This is a genomic window from Streptomyces sp. DSM 40868 (assembly GCF_011820545.1).
GTDB lineage: Bacteria > Actinomycetota > Actinomycetes > Streptomycetales > Streptomycetaceae > Streptomyces > Streptomyces eurythermus.
On the sequence record NZ_CP050504.1, the window covers coordinates 3,146,290 to 3,167,309 of the forward strand.

The window sequence follows — 21,020 nt, forward strand, 5'->3', positions numbered from 1 at the left end:
CCCGGCACGACCGTCAGCGTTCGCTGTCGAGCATCGCCATCTGCTCCGCCGCGTACCGGTCGCCGGCCGCCGCGTCCGCCGGCACGGCGGCCTCGATGGCGGCGAGGTCGGCCTCTTCCAGGGTCACGTCCAGCGCGCCCAGCGCCTCGTCGAGCCGCTGCCGGGTGCGGGCGCCGACCAGCGGCACGATGTCCTCGCCCCGGGAGAGCACCCAGGCGATGGCGATCTGCGCGACGGAGACGCCCTGCTGCTCCGCGATCTTGCGCAGGGACTCGACCAGGGTGAGGTTGTGCCGCAGGTTGTCGCCCTGGAAGCGGGGCGAGTGGGCGCGGAAGTCGTTCGCGGCGAAGCCCTGGTCGGCCGAGACGTGGCCGGAGAGCAGCCCGCGCGAGAGCACGCCGTACGCGGTGACGCCGATGCCCAGCTCGCGCAGGGTGGGCAGGATCTCCCGCTCGGGGCCCCGGGAGATGAGGGCGTACTCGATCTGGAGGTCCGCGATGGGGGCGGTGGCGGCGGCCCGGCGGATGGTGTCCGCGCCGACCTCGCTCAGCCCGATGTGCCGGACCCAGCCCTTGTCGACCAGTTCGGCGATGGCGCCGACGGTCTCCTCGATGGGCACGTCCGGGTCGAGCCGGGACGGACGGTAGATGTCGATGTGGTCGACGCCGAGGCGCTGGAGGGAGTAGGCGGCGAAGTTCTTCACGGCGGCCGGGCGGCCGTCGAAGCCGAACCAGTCGCCGTCCGGGCCGCGCAGCGCGCCGAACTTCACGCTGATCCGCGCGTTCTCGCGCAGCGCGGCGGGGGCGGTGCGCAGCGCCTCGTTGATCAGCAGTTCGTTGTGGCCCATGCCGTAGAAGTCGCCGGTGTCGAGCAGGGTCACGCCGGCCTCCAGGGCGGCGTGGATGGTCGCGATCGACTCGGCGCGGTCCGCCTCGCCGTACATGCCGGACATGCCCATGCAGCCGAGGCCGAGGGCGGAGACCCGGGGGCCGGTGGTGCCGAGGTTTCGGGTTCGCATCGTCATGCCTCCACTGTGGCATGACAGCTAACAGATTTCAATATCTGTCAGTCCAACAATGTCCATCAACGCCGTGGTCCAGACCTCTTGACGAATGGTCTGGACCAGCGCACTGTCATGTCTGCGACATCCCCTCGACCCGAACCCCCGCCGGGAGGCCCGATGCTCCGCCGCACCCTGCGCCTGCTCACCGCCGCCCTGACCGGCGCCGTCCTCGCCCCGCTGGCCATCGCCACCGCGCCCGCCGCCTCCGCCGCCGACACCTGCGCGGTGAAGTCGAGGCCGGCGGGCAAGGTGCTCCAGGGCTACTGGGAGAACTGGGACGGCTCCGCCAACGGCGTCCACCCGCCCTTCGGCTGGACCCCGATCACCGACTCCCGTATCCCCGCCCACGGCTACAACGTGATCAACGCGGCCTTCCCGGTGATCCGCTCCGACGGCACCGCACTGTGGGAGGACGGCATGGACGCCGGCGTGAAGGTGGCCACGCCCTCCGAGATGTGCCAGGCCAAGGCGTCCGGCCAGACGATCCTGCTGTCCATCGGCGGCGCGGCGGCCGGCATCGACCTGTCGTCCCAGACCGTCGCCGACCGCTTCGTGGCGACGATCGTGCCGATCCTGAAGAAGTACAACTTCGACGGCATCGACATCGACATAGAGACGGGCCTGGTCGGCAGCGGCAACATCAACCAGCTGTCGCCGTCCCAGGCCAACCTGATCCGCATCATCGACGGGATCCTCGCCCAGATGCCCTCGAACTTCGGCCTGACGATGGCCCCGGAGACGGCGTACGTCACGGGCGGCAGCGTCACCTACGGCTCGATCTGGGGCGCGTACCTGCCGGTCATCAAGAAGTACGCGGACAACGGCCGGCTGTGGTGGCTGAACATGCAGTACTACAACGGCAGCATGTACGGCTGCTCCGGCGACTCCTACTCGGCGGGCACCGTACAGGGCTTCACCGCGCAGACCGACTGCCTGAACAAGGGCCTGGTCGTACAGGGCACGACGATCAAGGTGCCCTACGACAAGCAGGTCCCGGGGCTGCCCGCCCAGCCCGGCGCGGGCGGCGGCTACATGTCCCCGTCCCTGGTCGCCCAGGCCTGGCGGAACTACGGCGGCTCGCTCAAGGGCCTGATGACCTGGTCCGTCAACTGGGACGGCGCGAAGAACTGGACGTTCGGCGACAACGTCAAGGCGCTCCAGGGCCGTTGAGCGGGCGCGGACACACGAATGCCGGGCGGGCCCTCATCGGCCCGCCCGGCATTTCGCGGTCGTGACTAGGCGCCCAGCAGACGCGAGGCCAGGTAGCCCTCGATCTGGTCGAGCGACACCCGCTCCTGCTTCATCGAGTCACGCTCGCGCACGGTGACGGCGTTGTCCTCGAGGGTGTCGAAGTCGACGGTCACGCAGTACGGCGTGCCGATCTCGTCCTGACGGCGGTAGCGGCGGCCGATGGCGCCGGCGTCGTCGAACTCGATGTTCCAGTGCTGGCGCAGCGCCTGGGCCAGGCCCTTGGCCTTCGGGGACAGCTCCGGGTTGCGGGACAGCGGCAGCACGGCCACCTTCACCGGGGCGAGACGGTGGTCGAGCCGCAGGACGGTCCGCTTCTCCATCTTGCCCTTGGCGTTGGGCGCCTCGTCCTCGACGTAGGCGTCCAGGAGGAAGGCCAGCATGGTGCGGCCGACACCCGCCGCCGGCTCGATGACGTACGGCGTCCAGCGCTCGCCGGCCTCCTGGTCGAAGTAGGAGAGGTCCTGGCCGGAGGCCTTGGCGTGCGCGGAGAGGTCGTAGTCGGTGCGGTTGGCGACGCCCTCCAGCTCGCCCCACTCGCTGCCGCCGAACTGGAAGCGGTACTCGATGTCGGCGGTGCGCTTGGAGTAGTGGGAGAGCTTCTCCTTCGGGTGCTCGTACCAGCGCATGTTCTCCTCACGGAGACCCAGGCCGGTGTACCAGTTCCAGCGCTGCTCCATCCAGTATTCCTGCCACTGCTCGTCCTCGCCCGGCTTGACGAAGAACTCCATCTCCATCTGCTCGAACTCGCGGGTGCGGAAGATGAAGTTGCCCGGCGTGATCTCGTTGCGGAACGACTTGCCCATCTGGGCGATGCCGAACGGCGGCTTGCGGCGCGAGGTGGTCTGCACCTGGGCGAAGTTGGTGAAGATGCCCTGGGCGGTCTCGGGGCGCAGGTAGGCGACGGAGCCGGAGTCCTGGGTCGGGCCGAGGTGGGTGGACAGCAGGCCGGAGAACTGCTTGGGCTCGGTGAACTGGCCCTTGTTGCCGCAGTTCGGGCAGTTGACGTCCGCCAGGCCGTTCGCCGGGGCGTGGCCCTTCTTCTCCTCGTACGCCTCCTCCAGGTGGTCGGCGCGGAACCGCTTGTGACACGAGGTGCACTCGGTCAGCGGGTCCGTGAAGGTGGCGACGTGGCCGGAGGCGACCCAGACCTCGGAAGCCAGGATGACGGACGAGTCGATACCGACGACGTCCTCGCGCGACGTCACCATGTAGCGCCACCACTGGCGCTTGATGTTCTCCTTGAGCTCGACACCCAGCGGTCCGTAGTCCCAGGCGGCACGCTGGCCGCCGTAGATCTCACTGCAGGGGAAAACGAAGCCACGGCGCTTGCTCAGGCTGACGATGGTGTCGATCTTGTCGGCGGCCACGGTGCTCTCTTCATTAACGACGACGGGCGTTGAAGCGAGATGCTTCCAGCGAATGATTCAGGTTACCGGCGCAGGCTCCCCCACGACCAAATCGGCCCCTGTCCAGACCGCATGACGAGCGTTGTTGACAACGGTTTCCATATTTGTTGAAAATGACTGTCATGAACGTACGACGACGCCTCATACCCACCGCCGCGCTGGCCGCGGTCACCGCGCTCGGTACCGCCACCCTCGCCGGCTGCTCCGGCGACGCGGCGGGAGCGGGCAACACGTCCAAGTTCGACGTCGTCTCGTCGTTCTACCCGATGACCTTCCTCGCCGAGCGGATCGGCGGGGACCACGTCCACGTCACCACCCTCACCTCCCCCGGCCAGGAACCGCACGACCTGGAGCTGAGCACCCGGCAGATCGCCTCCCTCGAGGAATCCGACGCGGTGCTGTACCTGAAGAACCTCCAGCCCTCCGTCGACAAGGCGGTGGCCCAGTCCCCGGTCGACACCAAGATCGACGCGGCCTCCCTGACCACGCTGGAGGACCACGGCAACGAGGTCGGCGGCCACGCGGCCGAGCACGACCACCACGAGGACGGCGAGGAGGCGGGCAAGGACCCGCACATCTGGCTCGACCCGGTGCGCTACGCCCAGGTCGCCGAGGGCGTCGGCAAGGCCTTCGAGAAGGCCGACCCCGACCACGCGGCCGACTACAAGAAGAACACCGCCGCCCTGGTCGAGCAGCTGAACGCGCTGGACACCGAGTTCGAGAACGGCCTCGCGCACACGAAGAGCAAGGTCTTCATCACCACCCACGCCGCCTTCGGCTACCTCGCCGAGCGCTACGGCCTCACCGAGGAGGCCATCAACGGCCTCGACCCCGAGTCGGAGCCGAGCGCCGCCCGGGTGAAGGACCTGGAGAAGATGGCCGAGGCCGACGGCGTCTCCACGGTCTTCTACGAGACCCTGGTCAGCGACAAGACCGCCAAGACCATCGCGAAGGACACCGGCCTGAAGACCGATGTCCTCGACCCGATCGAGGGCATCACCGACCGCTCCCGCGGCCAGGACTACTTCGCGGTCCAGCGGGCCAACCTGAAGGCGCTCCAGCAGGCCCTGGGCGCCGAGTGAGCGGCACGGGAGGCACCATGACCACCGGCGAACCCGTCATAGCCCTGCGCGAGGTGAGGGCCGAGCTCGGCGCCCGGCCCGTGCTGCGCGGCATCGACCTCACCGTCGGCCGCGGCGAGGTCGTCGCGCTGCTCGGCGCCAACGGCTCCGGCAAGTCCACCGCCGTCCGCGCGATCATCGGCCAGGTGCCGGTCAGCGGCGGCACGGTCGAGCTGTTCGGCACCCCGCGCCGCTCCTTCCGCGACTGGGCGCGCGTGGGCTACGTACCGCAGCGCACGACGGCCGCGGGCGGCGTCCCGGCGACGGTCACCGAGATCGTCTCCTCCGGCCGGCTCGCCCGCACCCGCTTCGGCCCCTTCCGCAAGACCGACCGGGAGGCCGTCCGGCGCGCCCTGGAGCTGGTCGGCATGGCCGACCGCGCCAAGGACTCGGTGACCGCCCTGTCCGGCGGCCAGCACCAGCGGGTGCTGATCGCCCGCGCGCTGGTCTCCGAGCCGGAGCTGCTGATCATGGACGAGCCGATGGCCGGCGTCGACCTGGCCAGCCAGGAGGTGCTGGCCGAGACCCTGCGCCGGCAGGTGGAGGCCGGTACGACGGTCCTCCTCGTGCTGCACGAGCTGGGCCCGCTGGAGCCGCTGATCGACCGGGCGGTCGTCCTGCGCGACGGCTGTGTCCTGCACGACGGCCCGCCGCCGCGCGCGGTCGGCCAGCACGCCCTGCCCGGCCACGACCACGTACACCCGCACGCGCCGGCGGGCACCGAACCGATCCGCACGGGACTGCTGAGCTGATGGAATTCCTGAACTACGCCTTCATGCAGCGGGCGCTGCTGGCCGCCGTGCTGGTCGGCATCACCGCGCCCGCGGTCGGCATCTACCTGGTCCAGCGCCGCCAGGCCCTGATGGGCGACGGCATCGGACACGTGGCCATGACCGGCGTCGGCCTCGGCTTCCTGCTGTCCACCTCCCCGGTGTGGATGGCGACGGCCGTCTCCGTGCTCGGCGCGGTCCTGATGGAGCTGATCCGCTGGTACGGCCGCACCCGCGGCGACATCGCCCTGGCCATGCTGTTCTACGGCGGCATGGCCGGCGGCGTGATGCTGATCAACCTGGCGCCGGGCGGCTCCAATGCCAACCTGACCTCGTACCTGTTCGGCTCCCTGTCCACGGTCTCCCCGTCCGACGTGACCGCGATCTGCGTGCTCGCCGCCTTCGTGCTGCTGGTCACCCTGGGCCTGCGCCGCCAGCTGTTCGCGGTCAGCCAGGACGAGGAGTTCGCCCGGGTCACGGGCCTGCCGGTGCGCGCCCTGAACCTGCTGACGGCCGTCACCGCGGCCGTCACCGTGACCGTCGCCATGCGGGTGGTCGGGCTGCTGCTGGTGTCCGCGCTGATGGTCGTGCCCGTGGCGGCGGCCCAGCAGCTCACCCGCAGCTTCACCGTCACCTTCGTGATCGCCGTCGCCATCGGCGTGGCCGTGACCGTCAGCGGCACGGTCACCTCCTACTACCAGGACGTCCCGCCCGGCGCCACGATCGTCCTGCTGACCATCGCCGCCTTCCTCGCGCTGACCGCGCTCGCCACCCCGCTGGCCCGGCGGCGCGCCCGCGCGGCGGCCGCGGCCCGGCCCGCCCCGGACCCCGCGGAGTGCACGATCCCGGGCGCGCGGGGGGCCGCGGACGAGGTCGGCGTCTGACCGCCGACCGCCCGGGCTGGCACAATGGCCCGGGCACAAGCGAGCCATCGAAGGAGGCAACGGTGACGACCGCTGGACCGCCCGTGAAGGGGCGCGCGACCCGCCAGCGTGCAGCCGTGGCGGCGGCCCTGGACGAGGTCGACGAGTTCCGCAGCGCCCAGGAGCTGCACGACATGCTCAAGCACAAGGGCGACTCCGTCGGGCTGACCACGGTCTACCGCACCCTCCAGTCCCTCGCCGAGGCCGGCGAGGTCGACGTCCTGCGCACCTCCGACGGCGAGTCCGTCTACCGCCGCTGCTCCTCCGGGGAACACCACCACCACCTGGTCTGCCGCGCCTGCGGCAAGGCCGTGGAGGTGGAGGGCCCGGCCGTCGAGAAGTGGGCGGAGGCCATCGCGGCGGAACACGGCTACGTCAACGTGGCCCACACGGTGGAGATCTTCGGCACGTGCGCGGAGTGCGCCGAGGGCTAGCAGCCGCGGGCGCGTTGTGGCCGGTCGCGCGGTGCCCCGCGCCCCTCGCGGGGCGCGGCCAGGGACCCGGTCGTTACGAGTCGCCCTTCATCGCGGCCTCCATCGCCAGCAGCTCCTCGTTCGGGACGGCGCCGCCGAAGCGGCGGTCCCGGGAGGCGAACTCCATACAGGCCCGCCACAGGTCACGGCGGTCGAAGTCGGGCCACAGCACGTCCTGGAAGACCATCTCGGCGTACGCGCTCTGCCACAGCAGGTAGTTGGAGGTGCGCTGTTCACCGCTCGGCCGCAGGAACAGGTCGACGTCCGGCATGTCCGGGTAGTACAGGTACTTCTGGACGGTCTTCTCGGTGACCTTCGACGGGTCGAGCCGGCCCGCCCGCACCTCCTCGGCGATGGCCTGCGCCGCGTCGGCGATCTCGGCCCGGCCGCCGTAGTTCATGCAGAAGTACAGGGTGAGCAGGTCGTTGCCCTTGGTCTGCTCCTGGGCGACCTGGAGCTCCTTCGCCACCGACTTCCACAGTCTGGGCATGCGGCCCACCCAGCGCACCCGGATGCCGAGCGCGTCCAGCTCGTCGCGGGTCTTGCGGATGAAGTCCCGGTTGAAGTTCATCAGGAAGCGGACCTCGTCGGGCGAGCGCTTCCAGTTCTCGGTGGAGAAGGCGTACAGCGAGATGTTGCGCACGCCGACCTCGATCGAGCCCTGGAGCACGTCCAGCACCCGCTCGGCGCCGACCTTGTGCCCCTCCGTGCGCGGCAGCCCCCGCTCCTTGGCCCACCGGCCGTTGCCGTCCATCACGATCGCGACGTGGTTCGGCACCAGCTCACCGGGGAGCTTGGGCGCGCGGGCACCGGACGGATGCGGCTCCGGCGCCTTGTACTCGCGCCGCTGGCGCCCCAGGATCCCGCGTACGACCATGTGCTTCTCGTCTCCTCGACCCGTGCCGTGCTTACTTCTCTACGTAGCGCAGGGAGCGCAGTCCGCGCTCCAGATGCCAGTGCAGGTAGGCGGACACCAGCCCGCTGCCCTCGCGGACGTACCTCGGCTCGCACGCGTCCGCCGTCTCCCAGTCTCCCGTAAGCAGCGCCCCCAGCAGGACCAGGGTCTGCGGCGACGGCACGACGCTGCCGGGCACCCGGCAGTCGGCGCACACCGAGCCGCCGGAGGCCACGGAGAAGAACCGGTTCGGTCCCGGCATCCCGCACTTGGCGCAGTCGCCGAAGCTGGGCGCGTAGCCGTTGACGGCGAGGGACCGCAGCAGAAAGGCGTCGAGGACCAGGTGCGGCGCGTGCTCGCCCCGGGCGAGCGTCCGCAGCGCCCCGACGAGCAGCAGGTACTGCTGTACCGCCGGCTCGCCCTCGTGATCGGTGAATCGCTCGGCGGTCTCCAGCATGGCCGTCCCGGCGGTGTACCGGGCGTAGTCCGTGACGATCCCGCCGCCGTACGGAGCGATGGTCTCGCTCTGCGTGCACAGCGGCAGGCCACGCCCGACCAGCTCACTCCCACGGGCGAAGAACTGCACGTCCACGTGGGAGAACGGCTCCAGCCGGGCCCCGAACTTCGACTTCGTCCGCCGCACCCCGCGGGCCACGGCCCGCACCCGTCCGTGCCCGCGCGTGAGCAGGGTGATGATCCGGTCCGCCTCGCCCAGCTTCTGGGTGCGCAGCACGATGCCGTCGTCGCGGAACAGACTCATGGGCCCATTCTCGCCCATGCGCGAAGGCGCTAGAGCACCTCTCCGCGGCTGCGGGCGTTGGCGTAGGCGGTGGCCGCGCTGAGCCGCTCGGCCGGGGTGGCGCAGCGCAGCGCACCCGGCTCGGCGTCCCACTCGCGCCCGCCGCCGTAGGGTCTCACCTGCACATACGGCCCCTCGTGCCCCATGACCACGCCGACCTTCCCGGTGCGGGTGTCCACCACATGACTGCCCACGACGGGTTTCACCGGGCCTCCCCCGCCAGTGCCGCCGCCAGCCGGCGCGCGGTCTGGACCGAACACCGTCCCAGGTCCACCAGCGGGCTGGGCACCTCCCGCACGAGACTCACCGGATCGAGCCCCAGCGACGGGAGAACGACCCCGGCCTTTTCGAGAGCCGACCGCAATTCCCTCAACGCCTCCTCCGCCTCTTCGATGCCGCTCACTTCGCTCCCCTTCCATGTCCGAGTTTACGCTTTGTACATCAAGCGTGACGCTGCGCTTTCCCGCTCGGAAGGGACCCACGCCCCGGGTCGGCCGTGGCCGGAGGTCCGCGACAGGCGGTACGGGAGTGCTCGGGGGCGGAACGCGAACGCGCCGGACGGGGGCGGGATTCACCCGGGTGGAGCTGGGACGGGCGGGTTCGTTCGCGTGCGCTGTCTTGACCGCCCCCACGGCCCCTCCTATCGTCGCGCTACCGAGCGGACGTAGGACGTAGGACGTCGTATCTCACTCCTCCCACCACCCCGACCCTCATCAGCTCACCGACCTGCTGGAGGACCCGTGCGCGACGACGTGATCCCCGACGTACCGGCACCGCGCCGCCGGTCGTTGCTGCTGGGTGCCGGGGTGCTGGGCGCGGGGGCGGTGCTGGCGGGGTGTTCCGCCGGGCCGGAGTCGACCAACGACACCGGCGGCGGGGGCAGTGGCAAGGACCGGACGCTGACCGCCGTCATCGGCTACGGCAACGACGGCAGCTGGGACCCGACGCAGACCGCCTCCGCGTTCGCGATGGCCGCCAACAATCACATCTACGAGGGACTTCTCGACACCGACCCGATCACCCGGGCGCCGTACCCCGCCCTCGCCACCGCGCTCCCCGCCGACCCGAAGGCGACCACCTGGCGGTTCACGCTCCGCGACGGCGCCACCTTCCACGACGGCAAGCCCGTCACCGCCGACGACGTCGTGTTCGTCTTCGACCGGATCCTCGACCCCAAGACCCAGACCCTCGCCAAGGGCTTCTTCGCCTCCTGGCTGGAGTCGGTCCGCAGGACCGGTGCCCGGACCGTCGAGCTGAGGCTCAGGTTCCCGTTCCCGGACGGGCTGGCCCGGCTCACCCTCGCCAAGATCATGCCCGCGCACGTCTACTCCCGGCCCGGCGCCTGGGACGACGCGGTCAAGGGGCTGGCCGTGGGCTCGGGGCCGTACCGGCAGACCGCGCACCACCCGAAGTCGAACACCACCTTCGAGGCGTTCGCCGCGTACAACGGCCCGCGCCGGCCCGTCTTCCGGAAGATGAACTGGCTGACCATCGTGGACGCCTCCTCCCGCGTCGCGCGGATCTCCGGCACCGGCGCCGGCGCGCAGATCGCCGACAACATCCCGTACGCCAACATCCCCCGTCTGGAGGAGGGCGGGCTGAAGGTGGCCGGCGGGGCCGGGATGAACAACCTGTTCCTGATGTTCAACACCCGGCACAAGCCGTTCGACGACGTGCGGGTGCGCCAGGCCCTGCACTACGCCATCGACAGCGAGAAGATGGTGCGGGTCGCCCTGAAGGGGCACGGCCGGCCCGCGTCCTCGTTCCTCAACGAGGGCAACCCCAGCCACCGGCGGGCCAGAACCGTCTACGACTACGACCCCGGCAAGGCGAAGGCACTGCTGAGGGCGGCCGGAGTGACGGACCTGAAGGTCGAGATCATGGCCGTCAACGTCAGCTGGATCGTGGACTGCCTGCCGACGATCAAGTCCTGCTGGGACGCCGTGGGCGTGCGCACCACCCTGGCGCCGCAGGAGACCACGGCCGTGTTCACCAAGATGGACCAGCGGCGGGACTACCAGGTGGTGGCCGCCGCCTCCAACCCCAACCAGTTCGGGCTCGACGCCGACCTGATCATGCGCTACAACTACGGCCCCGAGAACCTGTGGATGCGCTACACGCGGTGGGCGGACGACCCGGTCGCCCGGCGGCTCTTCGCGGACATGGACCGGGCGACGCGGGAGCCGGACCCCGCGCGGAAGAAGGCGATGATCCAGGACTACATCGACGTCGTCGCCGAACAGGCCGTGCTGTACCCGGTCGTCCACAACGAGCTGATGACCGCCTGGGACCCGCGCGAGCTCACCGGGATAAGGCCCCAGCCCTACCCCGGCGTCAACCTCCTCCAGGCCCGCTGGATCTGACGGCATGACCACGGTCGTACGCATCCTGCTGCGCCGGATCGCCCTGCTGGTGCCGCTGCTGCTGGGCATCGTGCTGTTCGTGTTCCTGGTGATGCGGTTCTCCGACGCCGACCCGGCCTCCGCGTTCTTCCAGGGCGCCAACCCCACCCCCGAGCAGCTGCACGACTTCCGGGAGCGCAACGGGCTGCTGGACCCGCTGCCCGTGCGCTACGTCCACTTCGTCGGCGACGTCCTCCACGGCGACCTCGGCACCAGCGCCCTCACCCGCGCCCCGGTGCTGGACCAGGTCACCACCGCGCTGCCGCTCACCCTCCAGCTGACCTTCCTCGGGCTCGCCCTGGCCGTCGTCCTGGCGCTGGCGGGCGGGGTGACGGCGGCGGTGTACCGGGACCGGCTGCCGGACCAGATCATCCGGGTGGTGTCGCTGGTCGGGGTGGCCGCGCCCGGCTTCTGGCTGGCGCTGCTGATGATCCAGTACCTCGCGGTGGACCTGGGCTGGTTCCCCACCGGCGGCTACATCAACCCGGGCGACTCGGTCACCGGCTGGCTGCGGACCATGGCGCTGCCCGCCGTCGCCCTGTCCCTGCCGGTCGCCGCCCAGCTCACCCGGATCGTGCGGACCTCGGTGGTGGAGGAGCTGGACAAGGACTACGTCCGCACGGCGATCGGCGGCGGGCTGCCGCCGCGGGTGGTGGTCGGCCGGAACGTGCTGCGCAACGCGCTGGTCAACCCGCTCACCGTGCTCGGGCTGCGGGTCGGCTATCTGCTCGGCGGCGCGGTCGTCATCGAGACGATCTTCTCGCTGCCCGGCATGGGCAAGCTGATGATCGACGCGGTGCAGAACGGCGACCCGGCGGTGGTGCAGGGCGTGGTGCTGACCACCGCGACCGGGTTCGTCGTCGTCAACCTCGTCATCGACATCCTGTATCTGCTGGTCAACCCACGACTGAGGGCGGGCTGATGGTCACGCGCGCGAGGCTCACCGAGCGGCTGTCCCGGCCCGGCGTCCGGCTGCGCGGCTGGCGCCGGCTGCCGCTGCCGTCGAAGGCCGCCGTCTGCTTCCTGGCCCTGGTCGTCCTCGTCGCCCTCCTCGCCCCGGTGCTGGCGCCGGACGATCCGCTCGACATGCGGGACCCGGCCGGCGGGACGGGGGCGCCGTCCGCCGCGCACTGGATGGGCCAGGACAGCCTGGGCCGGGACATCCTGAGCCGGCTGATGCACGGCGCCCGCTGGTCGCTGGCCATCGGGCTGGGCGCGACCGCGCTGGCGCTGGTGGCCGGGGCCGTGCTCGGTGCCGTCGCCGCCACCTCCCGCAAGGCCGTGGACGAGACGCTGATGCGCTGCCTGGACGTGGTGATGGCGTTCCCCGGCATCGCGCTGGCCGCCGTGCTGGTGGCCGTGTTCGGCGGCGGGATCGGCGTGCTGATCTGCGCCATCGCGTTCCTGTTCACCCCGCCGGTGGCGCGGGTGGTACGGGCGAACGTGCTGGACCAGTACGGCGAGGACTACGTCACCGCCGAGCGGGTCATCGGCGCCCGCACCCCGCACATCGTGCTGCGGCACGTGGCCGTCAACTGCGCCGCCCCGGTGCTGGTGTTCTGCACGGTCCAGGTCGCCGAGGCCATCGTCTTCGAGGCGTCCCTGTCCTTCATCGGCGCCGGTGTGCGCCCACCGGACCCGTCCTGGGGCAGTGTCATCGCCGACGGCAAGAACATGGTGCTGACCGGCGGCTGGTGGGCGACCGTCTTCCCGGGGCTGCTGATCCTTCTCACCGTGCTGTCGCTGAACATCCTCTCCGAGGGACTGTCGGACGCGTGGGCCGCGCCCGCCCCCAGGGAGGTGCGGGCGCCCGCGGACCGGCTCCAGACGCCCGAACCCGGCACCGGCGAGGTGCTGCCGCTGCCCGGCCTCGCCGAGGCCGCCCGGCGGCTGCGGTCCCGGGCCCGGCCGCTGCCCGACCGGAGCGGACAGCCGGTGCTCGCCGTGGAGAACCTCACCATCGGCTTCCCGGACCGGCACCGGGGCGTGGACATCGTGGCCGGGGTCGGCTTCGAGGTGTACCCCGGCGAGGTGCTGGGCCTGGTGGGCGAGTCGGGCTGCGGGAAGTCGCTGACCGCGCTCACCGTGATGGGACTCCAGCCGAAGGGCGCCCGGATCGGCGGGCAGGTGCGGTTCCGGCAGCGGGACCTGCTGACCGAGCCGGCGCGGGCCCGGCGCCGGCTGCTCGGCCACGAGATGGCCATGGTCTACCAGGACGCCCTGTCCTCGCTGAACCCGGCCATGACCATCCGCGCCCAGCTCCGGCAGCTCGTCCGGCGCGGCGGCCGCCGTAGCCCCGCCGAGCTGCTGTCGCTGGTCGGGCTGGACCCGGAGCGCACCCTGCGCAGCCATCCGCACGAACTGTCCGGCGGGCAGCGCCAGCGCGTGCTCATCGCCATGGCCCTCTCCCGCGAGCCGAAGCTGATCGTCGCCGACGAGCCGACCACCGCCCTGGACGTCACCGTGCAGGCCCAGGTCATGGAGCTGCTGCTGCGGCTGCGCGCGGAGCTGGGCTTCGCGCTGGTGCTGGTCTCGCACGACCTGGCGCTGATCGCCGACGTCACCGACCGGGTGGCGGTGATGTACGGCGGGCAGATCGTGGAGACCGGGGTGACCGCCGACCTGGTGGCGGCGCCGGCCCACCACTACACGCGCGGCCTGCTCGGCAGCGTGCTGTCGCTGGAGTCGGCCGAGGAGCGGATGACGCAGATCAAGGGTGTCGTGCCGTCCCCGGCCCAGTTCCCGGCGGGCTGCCGCTTCGCCGACCGCTGCCCGCTGGCCACCGAGGTGTGCCACACCACCGCCCCGGTCCTGACCGGCACCGCCACGCACACGGCCGCCTGCCACCACCCGGCGGTGGAGCTTTCGTCCACGGAGAGCGAGGAGGCCCTGCAATGACCGCCGTGGTGGAGGTACGGGACGCGCACGTGGTGCACCGGGCGCGCGGCGGCGGGCTCTTCCGCCGGGACCGGGTGTACGCCCTGACCGGCGCCGACCTGTCCGTGGCGGCCGGGGAGACGGTGGGCGTGGTCGGCGAGTCGGGGTGCGGGAAGTCGACGCTGGCGAAGGTGCTGGTGGGCATCCAGCGGCCGGTGACGGGGACGGTGGCGTTCGGCGGCCGGGACCTGTGGGCGATGCCGGCCGCCGAGCGCCGGGCGACCGTGGGGGCGGGCACCGGGCTGGTCTTCCAGGACCCCTCGACCGCGCTGAACCGCCGGCTGACCGTCCGCCGCATCCTGCGCGACCCGCTGGACGTGCACCGGCGCGGCACCCGGGCCGAACGCGAGGATCGGGTGCGGGAGTTGATGGGGCTGGTGGGGCTGCCCGGGGCGCTCGCCGACGCCCTGCCCGGACAGCTGTCGGGCGGGCAGCGACAGCGGGTGGCCATCGCCCGCGCGCTCGCCCTGGAGCCGGCCCTGGTGGTCGCCGACGAGCCGACCAGCGCCCTGGACGTCTCGGTCCGCGCGCAGATCCTGAACCTGCTGCTGGACCTGAGGGAACGCCTCGGCCTCGCCCTGGTGTTCGTCTCGCACGACATCCAGACGGTACGGCGGATGAGCGACCGGGTGATCACGATGTACCTGGGCCGGATCGTGGAGGAGACCCCGGCCGGCCGGGTCACCGACGCGTCCCGGCACCCGTACACCCGGGCCCTGTTCTCGGCCACGCCGGGCCTGCTGGACCCCATCGACCCGATCCCGCTGACCGGGCCGGTGCCCTCGGCGACCCGCCCGCCGAGCGGCTGCCCGTTCCGCACCCGGTGCTGGAAGGCCGACGAGCTGTGCGCCCGGGTGATGCCGGACTTCTCGGCCGCGTCACACCCCGCTCACCGCTACCGGTGTCACCATCCTGTGGAGGAGGACACGTCGACCAGAGACCTAGCGCGCCAGGAGCCCTGAATGACCCTTCCCGCCCCGCTCACCGGTGTCGTCCCGCCCGTCTGCACGCCCCTGACGCCGGAGCGCGAGGTGGATGAGCCGTCCCTGCTGCGCCTGGTGGACTTCCTGGTGGAGGCGGGGGTGCACGGGCTGTTCCTGCTGGGCTCGACCTCGGAGGCGGCGTTCCTGACGGACGCGCAGCGCCGGCGGGTGGTGGCGGCCGTGACCGCGCACGTGGGCGGGCAGCTGCCGGTCATCGCCGGCGCGATCGACATGACCACCCCGCGCGTCCTGGAGCATGTCGCGGCGGTCACCTCGGCGGGCGCGCAGGCCGTCGTCGTCACCGCCCCGTTCTACGCCCGCACCCACCCCGCGGAGATCGTCCACCACTACCGCCGGATCGCCGCCGCGAGCCCGGTCCCGGTGATCGCCTACGACATCCCCGTGGCCGTGCACACCAAGCTGCCCGCGGACCTGGTGCTGGGGCTCGCCGGGGACGGCGTCCTGGCCGGGGTCAAGGACTCCAGCGGGGATCTGGCGGCCTTCCGGGAGCTGGTCACGGGCTCGCGCGCGCACCCGGGGTTCGGGGTGCTGACCGGCTCGGAGCAGATCACGGACGCGGCGCTGGAGCTGGGCGCGGACGGTGCGGTGCCGGGCCTGGCCAACGTCGATCCGCACGGGTACGTCCGGCTGTACCGGCACTGCCGGGCGGCGGACCAGGAGGGCGCGCGGGCCGAACAGGAGCGGCTGTGCGCCCTGTTCGGGATGGTCGGCGTGGGTGATCCGGCGCGGATGGGCGGCAGTTCGGCGGCGCTGGGCGCGTTCAAGGCGGCCCTGCACCTGCGTGGCGTCATCGACTGCCCGGTGACCGCCGAGCCGCAGGTCCCGCTGTCCGGCGAGGAGGTCGAGCGGGTCGGCAAGTTCCTCGCGGCGGCGGGCCTGCTGGGGCAGGACGCGCACGGAGGCTGACAGCGGCGTACGGCGCGAGCCGGCGCGCGGCAGCCACGGCGCACGCCCGCGTACGGTGGCACGCCCGCCAACGGGTGCGGGAGCCCGCGTGCGTCAGCGCACCCGGCTACCGGCGCCCGCGCCCGCGTACGGCGCTCAGCGCGCTCCCCGGCGCACCTCCCGCAGCGCGTAGTGCACCGCCCAGGCGTCCGCGACCGGCCCCAGGTGACCGAGCTTGTCGGGGTTGACCACGATGCGGATGGCCTGGATCCGCCCGTCGAGGACGTCGAGCGCCACGGCGTTGAGCACCCGGCCCTCCGGGTCCCGGAAGACCGCGCCGGGCTGCCCGTTGACCTGGTGCGGCTCGCAGGTGACGCCGATCCCGGCGAGCTGGGGGAAGACGGAGGCGAGCAGGCGGGCCACGTTGTCGGCGCCCAGGACGCTCCGGGCCAGCTGGGGTGCCTTGCCGCCGCCGTCGCCGGCCATGGACACATCGGCGGCGAGCAGGTCCCGCAGCCCGATGACATCGCCCTCGCGCAGGGCGTCGAAGAACCGGGAGGCCAGTTCCTCCCGCTCGGTGCGGTCCGCCTCGAAGCGGGGCCGGCCCTCGGTCATGTGGCGCCGGGCGCGCACCAGGAGCTGGCGGCAGGCCGCCTCCGAGCGGTCGACCGCCTCGGCGATCTCGGGGAAGCCGAAGTCGAACACCTCCCGCAGCACGAAGACCGCGCGCTCCAGCGGGCTGAGCCGCTCCAGGAGCAGCAGGGCGGCCATCGACACCGAGTCGGCCAGCTCCGCCGACCGCTCCGGGTCCTGGTAGGGGTCGGCGAGCAGCGGCTCGGGGAACCAGGGGCCGACGTAGGCCTCCCGGCGGACCCGGGCCGAGCGCAGTACGTCGATGGACAGCCGGGTCACCGTGGCCGACAGGAACGCCTTGGCCGACCGGGGCCGGGCCGGGGAGGCGGTGAAGCGCAGCCAGGTCTCCTGGACGGCGTCCTCGGCCTCGCCGACGCTGCCGAGGATCCGGTAGGCGATGGAGAACAGCAGGGGCCGCAGCTCCTCGAACTCCTCGGTTCTGCTCGTATTCGTACTCGTGCTCGTACCCATGCCGGACGCCCCCGTCGTAGTCGATCAGCGCACCACATCATCCCCTCCCGGGCGCCGGAAAGCACCCGCCCGCTCCCCGGCCCTCAGGGCAGCGGGATCCGGCGGAACTCCAGGGTCTCGTAGGGGCTTTCGGTGCCGGTCTCGTAGAGGACGCCGACGCGGTGGGCGTCGAGCTGGACGAGGTCGGAGTAGGCGGACCGGCGGTCGGTGAGGGTGAGCAGCGGGGTGAAGGTGCGGCCGGCGTCCAGGCCGGCCCACAGGGCGAGGGCGCGGCGGGCGGTGGGCACGGAGGGCGCGGAGAACAGCAGGGGCGCGCCGGGGGTGTCGGGCTGCAGGACGCTGCCCTGGACGACGGGGACGGCGTTCAGGGCGGGCTGGACGGCGTAGGGGCGGTCCAAGGTCTGGCCGCCGTCGCTGGAGTAGCCGTGGAGCCGGTTGCCGGGCGCGGTGCCGTTCTGGTCGCGGGCGGCGAGGTAGACGCGGCCGTCGGGAAGCTGGGCGGCGCTGGTCTCGTTGGCGTTGGTCACGCCGTCGTAGTCCGCGTCCACGAAGCCGAGGTGCCAGGTGTGGCCGACGTCGTCGCTGTAGAGGGCGTGGCCGCCGTAGTACTTGGCCTCCTGGCCGGTGTCGGGGGAGCCGGCGGGCGGGGCCGCGGAGTGGTTGGCGGGGATCAGCAGGCGGCCGGCGTGAGGGCCGCGGGTGAGGGCGAGGGCGTGGCCGGGGCCGGTGGCGTACCAGCGCCAGCCGGGCCGCTTCACCGCGGCGGTGATGTCCCGGGGGGCGGTGAAGTGCAGGCCGTCGTCCGCGCTGCGCTGGACGTACACCCGGCGGCCCTGCTCGGGGGTGACCTCGCCGCGCATGATCCGCGCCTCGGTGGCGCCGGCGCTGTTGCCGCAGGTCACCAGGACGATGGTGCCGGTGCGCGGGTCGACGACGGGGGCCGGGTTGCCCCGGGTGTCGCCGTGGCCGGCGGCGACCACGGTCAGCGGGCCCCAGGTGCAGCCGCCGTCGGCGGAGCGGCGCAGCACGACGTCGATGTCCCCGCTGTCCTGGGCGCCGCCGCGGCGGCCCTCGGCGAAGGCGAGGAGGGTGCCGGGCCGGGTCCGCACCACGGCGGGGATGCGGTAGACGGCGTAGCCGCCCTGCCCGGAGACGTACGGCACGGAGGAGTCGCAGGCGGCGGGCGCCGCCTGCGCGGGCTGCCGGGCGGTGAGCGCGGTGAGGGCGCCGAGTGCGGTGAGGAGGGCGAGGACGGTCGCGTGGGAGCGGCTGCGCGGGGTCACCCCCTGATGCTGCCCGCGACGGGGGCGCCGTCCTTACTCCGGCGGGGTGATCAGGAGGGGGTGCGGGCGGCGGCCAGCAGCCGGGTGACGTCGTCGGCGCGGATGGTGAGGGCCGCGCCGACGGTGGCGAGGGCGTCGCGTTCGGCGGGGGTGTAGGGGCCGTCGGCGAGGGCGATGCGGGCGCCCTGGAGGAGCAGCGCCTCGCGGCCGGCCGGGGCGAGGTGCGGGGCGAGCGGGTCCAGCGCCTCGTGCAGCTCTATGGTCAGCCCGGCCCCGGACGGCTGCTCGAAGTACCGGCCGGTGTCGGCGGCGAGGGCGTCGACCAGCGCGGCGAGCTGTTCCTCGGTGCAGTCGGCGAAGCCGGCCGCGCGGACCGTGGCGGCGGCCGTCTCCAGGGCCGTGCGGGAGGCGGTGCCGCCCGCGGCGAGGACCGCGAGGGCGACGGTGTGCACGGCGTCGCGGAGCATCGCGGAGAAGCGGCGGGTGGTGGGGTGGCCCAGGACGTCGGTGCCGAAGTGCTGCCGGCAGGCGGCGCACTCCACGACCGGTCCGGTCTCGCCGCGCGGCAGCAGGGGCACGCCGAGCAGGGTGAGCCTGCGGCGGCCGGTGAGCCGCTGGTAGTTGCGGTCGCCGCCGCAGCCGGGACAGAAGAACTCTCCGTCGCCGACGGGTGTCCACGCGGTGCGGGTGCCCAGGATGCGCAGGGCCCCGGTGGCACGGCCGTCTCGTCCCCGTACTGGCAGCACGTCGCACCTCCGTAACGGCGCGGCAACATCGCCGCGATGGCGTGATGTTAGCCACATCTCGCAGGTGGAGTCAGTACCCCGTAGGAGACCTTTCCGTGACCTGGGGGCGCGTTGGCCGGAAATCGGCACCCCGCCCGCCGGTGTGCGGCGGGCGGGGTGCGGGCGGGCGGGGCGTCAGCGGGTGGCGCGGTTGACCGCGGAGACGACCGCCTTCAGCGAGGCGCGCGTGGTGTTCGCGTCGATGCCGATCCCCCACAGGATCTTGCCGTCGATGGCGCATTCGATGTAGGAGGCGGCCTGCGAGGAGGCGCCCTCGCTCATCGTGTGCTCCTGGTAGTCCAGCAGGCGTACGTCGATGCCCAGGGTGTGCAGGGCGTCGAAGAAGGCCGAGATCGGACCGTTGCCGGAGCCGGTCAGGACGGTGTCCCGGCCGTCGACAGTGGCCTCGACGGTGAGGGTGTCCACGCCGTCGGTGTCCGTGGTGGACTGGCCGGTGCGCACCTGGATGCGGCCCCAGGGGTTGTCCGGGTTGGGCAGGTACTCGTCCTGGAAGACGGCCCAGATGTCCTTCGGCGTGATCTCGCCGCCCTCGGCGTCGGTCTTCGCCTGGATGATCCTGGAGAACTCGATCTGCATCCGGCGCGGCAGGTCCAGCTTGTGGTCGTTCTTCAGGACGTAGGCGATGCCGCCCTTGCCGGACTGGGAGTTGACCCGGATGACGGCCTCGTAGGAGCGGCCGACGTCCTTGGGGTCGATGGGCAGGTACGGCACCGCCCACTCGATGTCGTCGACGGTGACGCCCTTGGCCTTCGCCTCGGCCTCCATCGCGTCGAAGCCCTTCTTGATGGCGTCCTGGTGGGAGCCGGAGAAGGACGTGTAGACCAGGTCGCCCACGTACGGGTGGCGCGGGTGGACCTCCATCTGGTTGCAGTACTCCCACGTACGGCGGATCTCGTCGATGTCGGAGAAGTCGATCTGCGGGTCGACGCCCTGGGAGAACAGGTTCATGCCCAGGGTGACCAGGTCGACGTTGCCGGTGCGCTCGCCCTGGCCGAACAGGCAGCCCTCGACGCGGTCGGCGCCGGCCATCAGGGCCAGCTCGGCGGCGGCCACGGCGGTGCCGCGGTCGTTGTGCGGGTGCACGGACAGGCAGACGTACTCGCGGCGGGAGAGGTTGCGGTGCATCCACTCGAAGCGGTCCGCGTGCGTGGAGGGGGTGGAACGCTCCACGGTGGCGGGCAGGTTGAGGATGATCTCGCGGTCCGGGCCGGGCTGCCAGACGTCCATGACCGCCTCGCAGACCTCCAGGGCGAAGTCCAGCTCGGTGTCGGTGAAGATCTCCGGCGAGTACTGGTAGCCGAACTCGGTCTCGGGGCCCAGCAGCTTCTCGGCGTACTCCATCACCAGGCGGGTGCCGTCGACGGCGATCTGCTTGATGTCGTCCTTGGAGCCGCGGAAGACGACCCGGCGGAAGACCGGCGCGGTGGCGTTGTACAGGTGGACGGTGGCGCGCCTGGCGCCCTTGAGGGACTCCACCGTGCGCTCGATCAGGTCCTCGCGGGCCTGGGTCAGCACCGAGATGGTGACGTCGTCCGGGATCGCGCCCTCTTCCTCGATGATCGAGCGCACGAAGTCGAAGTCGGTCTGGCCGGAGGCGGGGAAGCCGACCTCGATCTCCTTGTAGCCCATCTTCACCAGCTGGTCGAACATCCGGCGCTTGCGCTCGGGCGACATCGGGTCGATCAGCGCCTGGTTGCCGTCGCGCAGGTCGGTGGAGAGCCAGCGGGGCGCTGCGGTGATCCGCTTCCCGGGCCAGGTGCGGTCGGGGATGTCGACCTGCTCGTAGCGGCCGTACTTGTGGATCGGCATGGGGCTGGGCTGCTGGCGGTTGGCCATGGTGCGTGGGCTCCTCGGGGTGTCCCGGATATCCGACTGGACGGCCGACGACGCAACGCCGA

The 21,020-nt window shown here is 72.1% G+C and carries 20 protein-coding genes; 10 read left to right on the plus strand and 10 right to left on the minus strand.

The genetic code is table 11. From position 1 onward, the window contains the following. Positions 1-13: 13 nt before the first annotated feature. A complete protein-coding gene (locus HB370_RS14155) occupies positions 14-1,024 on the minus strand; it encodes an aldo/keto reductase (protein WP_030777157.1) in 1,011 nt (336 codons plus the stop codon). A 156-nt stretch (positions 1,025-1,180) separates the two neighbouring features. Here HB370_RS14155 and HB370_RS14160 point away from each other — a divergent pair, with 156 nt between their 5' ends. Beyond that, positions 1,181-2,233, plus strand: a complete 1,053-nt coding sequence (locus HB370_RS14160; protein WP_030777161.1) for a chitinase — start codon at positions 1,181-1,183, stop codon at positions 2,231-2,233. Between the two features lie 65 nt (positions 2,234-2,298). Here HB370_RS14160 and HB370_RS14165 read toward each other — a convergent pair whose 3' ends face one another. Continuing rightward, positions 2,299-3,681, minus strand: coding sequence for a glycine--tRNA ligase (locus HB370_RS14165; protein WP_030604840.1), 1,383 nt, complete (start codon positions 3,679-3,681; stop codon positions 2,299-2,301). 161 nt (positions 3,682-3,842) lie between these two features. Here HB370_RS14165 and HB370_RS14170 point away from each other — a divergent pair, with 161 nt between their 5' ends. The 4 genes from HB370_RS14170 to HB370_RS14185 all read left to right on the plus strand — a co-directional run bounded on the left by HB370_RS14170 (position 3,843) and on the right by HB370_RS14185 (position 6,968). Next, a complete protein-coding gene (locus tag HB370_RS14170) occupies positions 3,843-4,802 on the plus strand; it encodes a metal ABC transporter substrate-binding protein (RefSeq protein ID WP_030777163.1) in 960 nt (319 codons plus the stop codon). Positions 4,803-4,819: 17 nt separating this feature from the next. Further along, positions 4,820-5,593: a metal ABC transporter ATP-binding protein gene (locus tag HB370_RS14175; RefSeq protein ID WP_030777166.1), complete on the plus strand. Its 774-nt coding sequence runs from the start codon at positions 4,820-4,822 to the stop codon at positions 5,591-5,593. After that, positions 5,593-6,495 carry a metal ABC transporter permease gene (locus HB370_RS14180; RefSeq protein ID WP_030777168.1) on the plus strand — a complete coding sequence of 301 codons (903 nt, stop codon included), beginning with the start codon at positions 5,593-5,595 and terminating at the stop codon, positions 6,493-6,495. The genes HB370_RS14175 and HB370_RS14180 overlap by 1 nt, the downstream gene beginning before the upstream one ends. 62 nt (positions 6,496-6,557) lie before the next feature. Next, positions 6,558-6,968, plus strand: coding sequence for a transcriptional repressor (locus tag HB370_RS14185; RefSeq protein WP_030777170.1), 411 nt, complete (start codon positions 6,558-6,560; stop codon positions 6,966-6,968). A gap of 73 nt (positions 6,969-7,041) precedes the next feature. Here HB370_RS14185 and HB370_RS14190 read toward each other — a convergent pair whose 3' ends face one another. Genes HB370_RS14190 through HB370_RS14205 form a run of 4 tightly spaced genes read right to left on the minus strand, consistent with a single transcriptional unit; the run spans position 7,042 to position 9,104 of the window. After that, complete coding sequence (locus tag HB370_RS14190) at positions 7,042-7,884, minus strand: isoprenyl transferase (RefSeq protein ID WP_030777173.1); 843 nt, start codon at positions 7,882-7,884, stop codon at positions 7,042-7,044. A gap of 31 nt (positions 7,885-7,915) precedes the next feature. After that, positions 7,916-8,662: a DNA repair protein RecO gene (recO, locus tag HB370_RS14195; RefSeq protein WP_030604856.1), complete on the minus strand. Its 747-nt coding sequence runs from the start codon at positions 8,660-8,662 to the stop codon at positions 7,916-7,918. 29 nt (positions 8,663-8,691) lie between these two features. After that, complete coding sequence (locus HB370_RS14200; RefSeq protein ID WP_030777175.1) at positions 8,692-8,907, minus strand: hypothetical protein; 216 nt, start codon at positions 8,905-8,907, stop codon at positions 8,692-8,694. Next, the gene (locus tag HB370_RS14205) at positions 8,904-9,104 is read right to left on the minus strand and encodes a hypothetical protein (RefSeq protein ID WP_030777177.1); all 201 of its coding nucleotides are present in this window, start codon (positions 9,102-9,104) and stop codon (positions 8,904-8,906) included. The genes HB370_RS14200 and HB370_RS14205 overlap by 4 nt, the downstream gene beginning before the upstream one ends. Positions 9,105-9,441: 337 nt before the next feature. Between HB370_RS14205 and HB370_RS14210 the strand changes: the two genes are divergently transcribed. From HB370_RS14210 to HB370_RS14230, 5 genes are read left to right on the plus strand one after another with little or no spacing between them, the layout of a single operon-like run. Then, the gene (locus HB370_RS14210; RefSeq protein ID WP_030777180.1) at positions 9,442-11,064 is read left to right on the plus strand and encodes an ABC transporter substrate-binding protein; all 1,623 of its coding nucleotides are present in this window, start codon (positions 9,442-9,444) and stop codon (positions 11,062-11,064) included. A gap of 4 nt (positions 11,065-11,068) precedes the next feature. Then, on the plus strand, positions 11,069-12,025 hold the full coding sequence (locus HB370_RS14215) for an ABC transporter permease (protein WP_030777182.1): 957 nt from the start codon (positions 11,069-11,071) through the stop codon (positions 12,023-12,025). After that, complete coding sequence (locus HB370_RS14220) at positions 12,025-14,001, plus strand: dipeptide/oligopeptide/nickel ABC transporter permease/ATP-binding protein (RefSeq protein ID WP_030777186.1); 1,977 nt, start codon at positions 12,025-12,027, stop codon at positions 13,999-14,001. Before HB370_RS14215 ends, HB370_RS14220 begins: the two co-directional genes overlap by 1 nt. Next, positions 13,998-15,002 carry an ABC transporter ATP-binding protein gene (locus HB370_RS14225; RefSeq protein WP_030777188.1) on the plus strand — a complete coding sequence of 335 codons (1,005 nt, stop codon included), beginning with the start codon at positions 13,998-14,000 and terminating at the stop codon, positions 15,000-15,002. The genes HB370_RS14220 and HB370_RS14225 overlap by 4 nt, the downstream gene beginning before the upstream one ends. Then, on the plus strand, positions 15,003-15,950 hold the full coding sequence (locus HB370_RS14230) for a dihydrodipicolinate synthase family protein (RefSeq protein WP_030777190.1): 948 nt from the start codon (positions 15,003-15,005) through the stop codon (positions 15,948-15,950). Between the two features lie 135 nt (positions 15,951-16,085). Here the strand turns inward: HB370_RS14230 and HB370_RS14235 are convergent, their stop codons facing one another. The 4 genes from HB370_RS14235 to leuA all read right to left on the minus strand — a co-directional run bounded on the left by HB370_RS14235 (position 16,086) and on the right by leuA (position 20,958). Beyond that, positions 16,086-17,033, minus strand: a complete 948-nt coding sequence (locus HB370_RS14235) for an RNA polymerase sigma-70 factor (RefSeq protein WP_030777192.1) — start codon at positions 17,031-17,033, stop codon at positions 16,086-16,088. An 83-nt stretch (positions 17,034-17,116) separates the two neighbouring features. After that, positions 17,117-18,316 carry a sialidase family protein gene (locus tag HB370_RS14240; RefSeq protein WP_030777193.1) on the minus strand — a complete coding sequence of 400 codons (1,200 nt, stop codon included), beginning with the start codon at positions 18,314-18,316 and terminating at the stop codon, positions 17,117-17,119. 50 nt (positions 18,317-18,366) lie between these two features. After that, the gene (locus HB370_RS14245; protein WP_030777196.1) at positions 18,367-19,062 is read right to left on the minus strand and encodes a TerB family tellurite resistance protein; all 696 of its coding nucleotides are present in this window, start codon (positions 19,060-19,062) and stop codon (positions 18,367-18,369) included. A gap of 174 nt (positions 19,063-19,236) precedes the next feature. Continuing rightward, the gene (gene leuA / locus HB370_RS14250) at positions 19,237-20,958 is read right to left on the minus strand and encodes a 2-isopropylmalate synthase (protein ID WP_030777198.1); all 1,722 of its coding nucleotides are present in this window, start codon (positions 20,956-20,958) and stop codon (positions 19,237-19,239) included. Between the last annotated feature and the right edge of the window lie 62 nt (positions 20,959-21,020).

Coding starts and splice junctions, on each gene's coding strand:
- HB370_RS14155 (WP_030777157.1), bottom strand. CDS start 1,024: ATGACGATGCGAACCCGAAACCTCGGCACCACCGGCCCCCGGGTCTCC.
- HB370_RS14160 (WP_030777161.1), top strand. CDS start 1,181: ATGCTCCGCCGCACCCTGCGCCTGCTCACCGCCGCCCTGACCGGCGCC.
- HB370_RS14170 (WP_030777163.1), top strand. CDS start 3,843: ATGAACGTACGACGACGCCTCATACCCACCGCCGCGCTGGCCGCGGTC.
- HB370_RS14175 (WP_030777166.1), top strand. CDS start 4,820: ATGACCACCGGCGAACCCGTCATAGCCCTGCGCGAGGTGAGGGCCGAG.
- HB370_RS14180 (WP_030777168.1), top strand. CDS start 5,593: ATGGAATTCCTGAACTACGCCTTCATGCAGCGGGCGCTGCTGGCCGCC.
- HB370_RS14190 (WP_030777173.1), bottom strand. CDS start 7,884: ATGGTCGTACGCGGGATCCTGGGGCGCCAGCGGCGCGAGTACAAGGCG.
- recO (WP_030604856.1), bottom strand. CDS start 8,662: ATGAGTCTGTTCCGCGACGACGGCATCGTGCTGCGCACCCAGAAGCTG.
- HB370_RS14215 (WP_030777182.1), top strand. CDS start 11,069: ATGACCACGGTCGTACGCATCCTGCTGCGCCGGATCGCCCTGCTGGTG.
- HB370_RS14220 (WP_030777186.1), top strand. CDS start 12,025: ATGGTCACGCGCGCGAGGCTCACCGAGCGGCTGTCCCGGCCCGGCGTC.
- HB370_RS14225 (WP_030777188.1), top strand. CDS start 13,998: ATGACCGCCGTGGTGGAGGTACGGGACGCGCACGTGGTGCACCGGGCG.
- HB370_RS14230 (WP_030777190.1), top strand. CDS start 15,003: ATGACCCTTCCCGCCCCGCTCACCGGTGTCGTCCCGCCCGTCTGCACG.
- HB370_RS14235 (WP_030777192.1), bottom strand. CDS start 17,033: ATGGGTACGAGCACGAGTACGAATACGAGCAGAACCGAGGAGTTCGAG.
- leuA (WP_030777198.1), bottom strand. CDS start 20,958: ATGGCCAACCGCCAGCAGCCCAGCCCCATGCCGATCCACAAGTACGGC.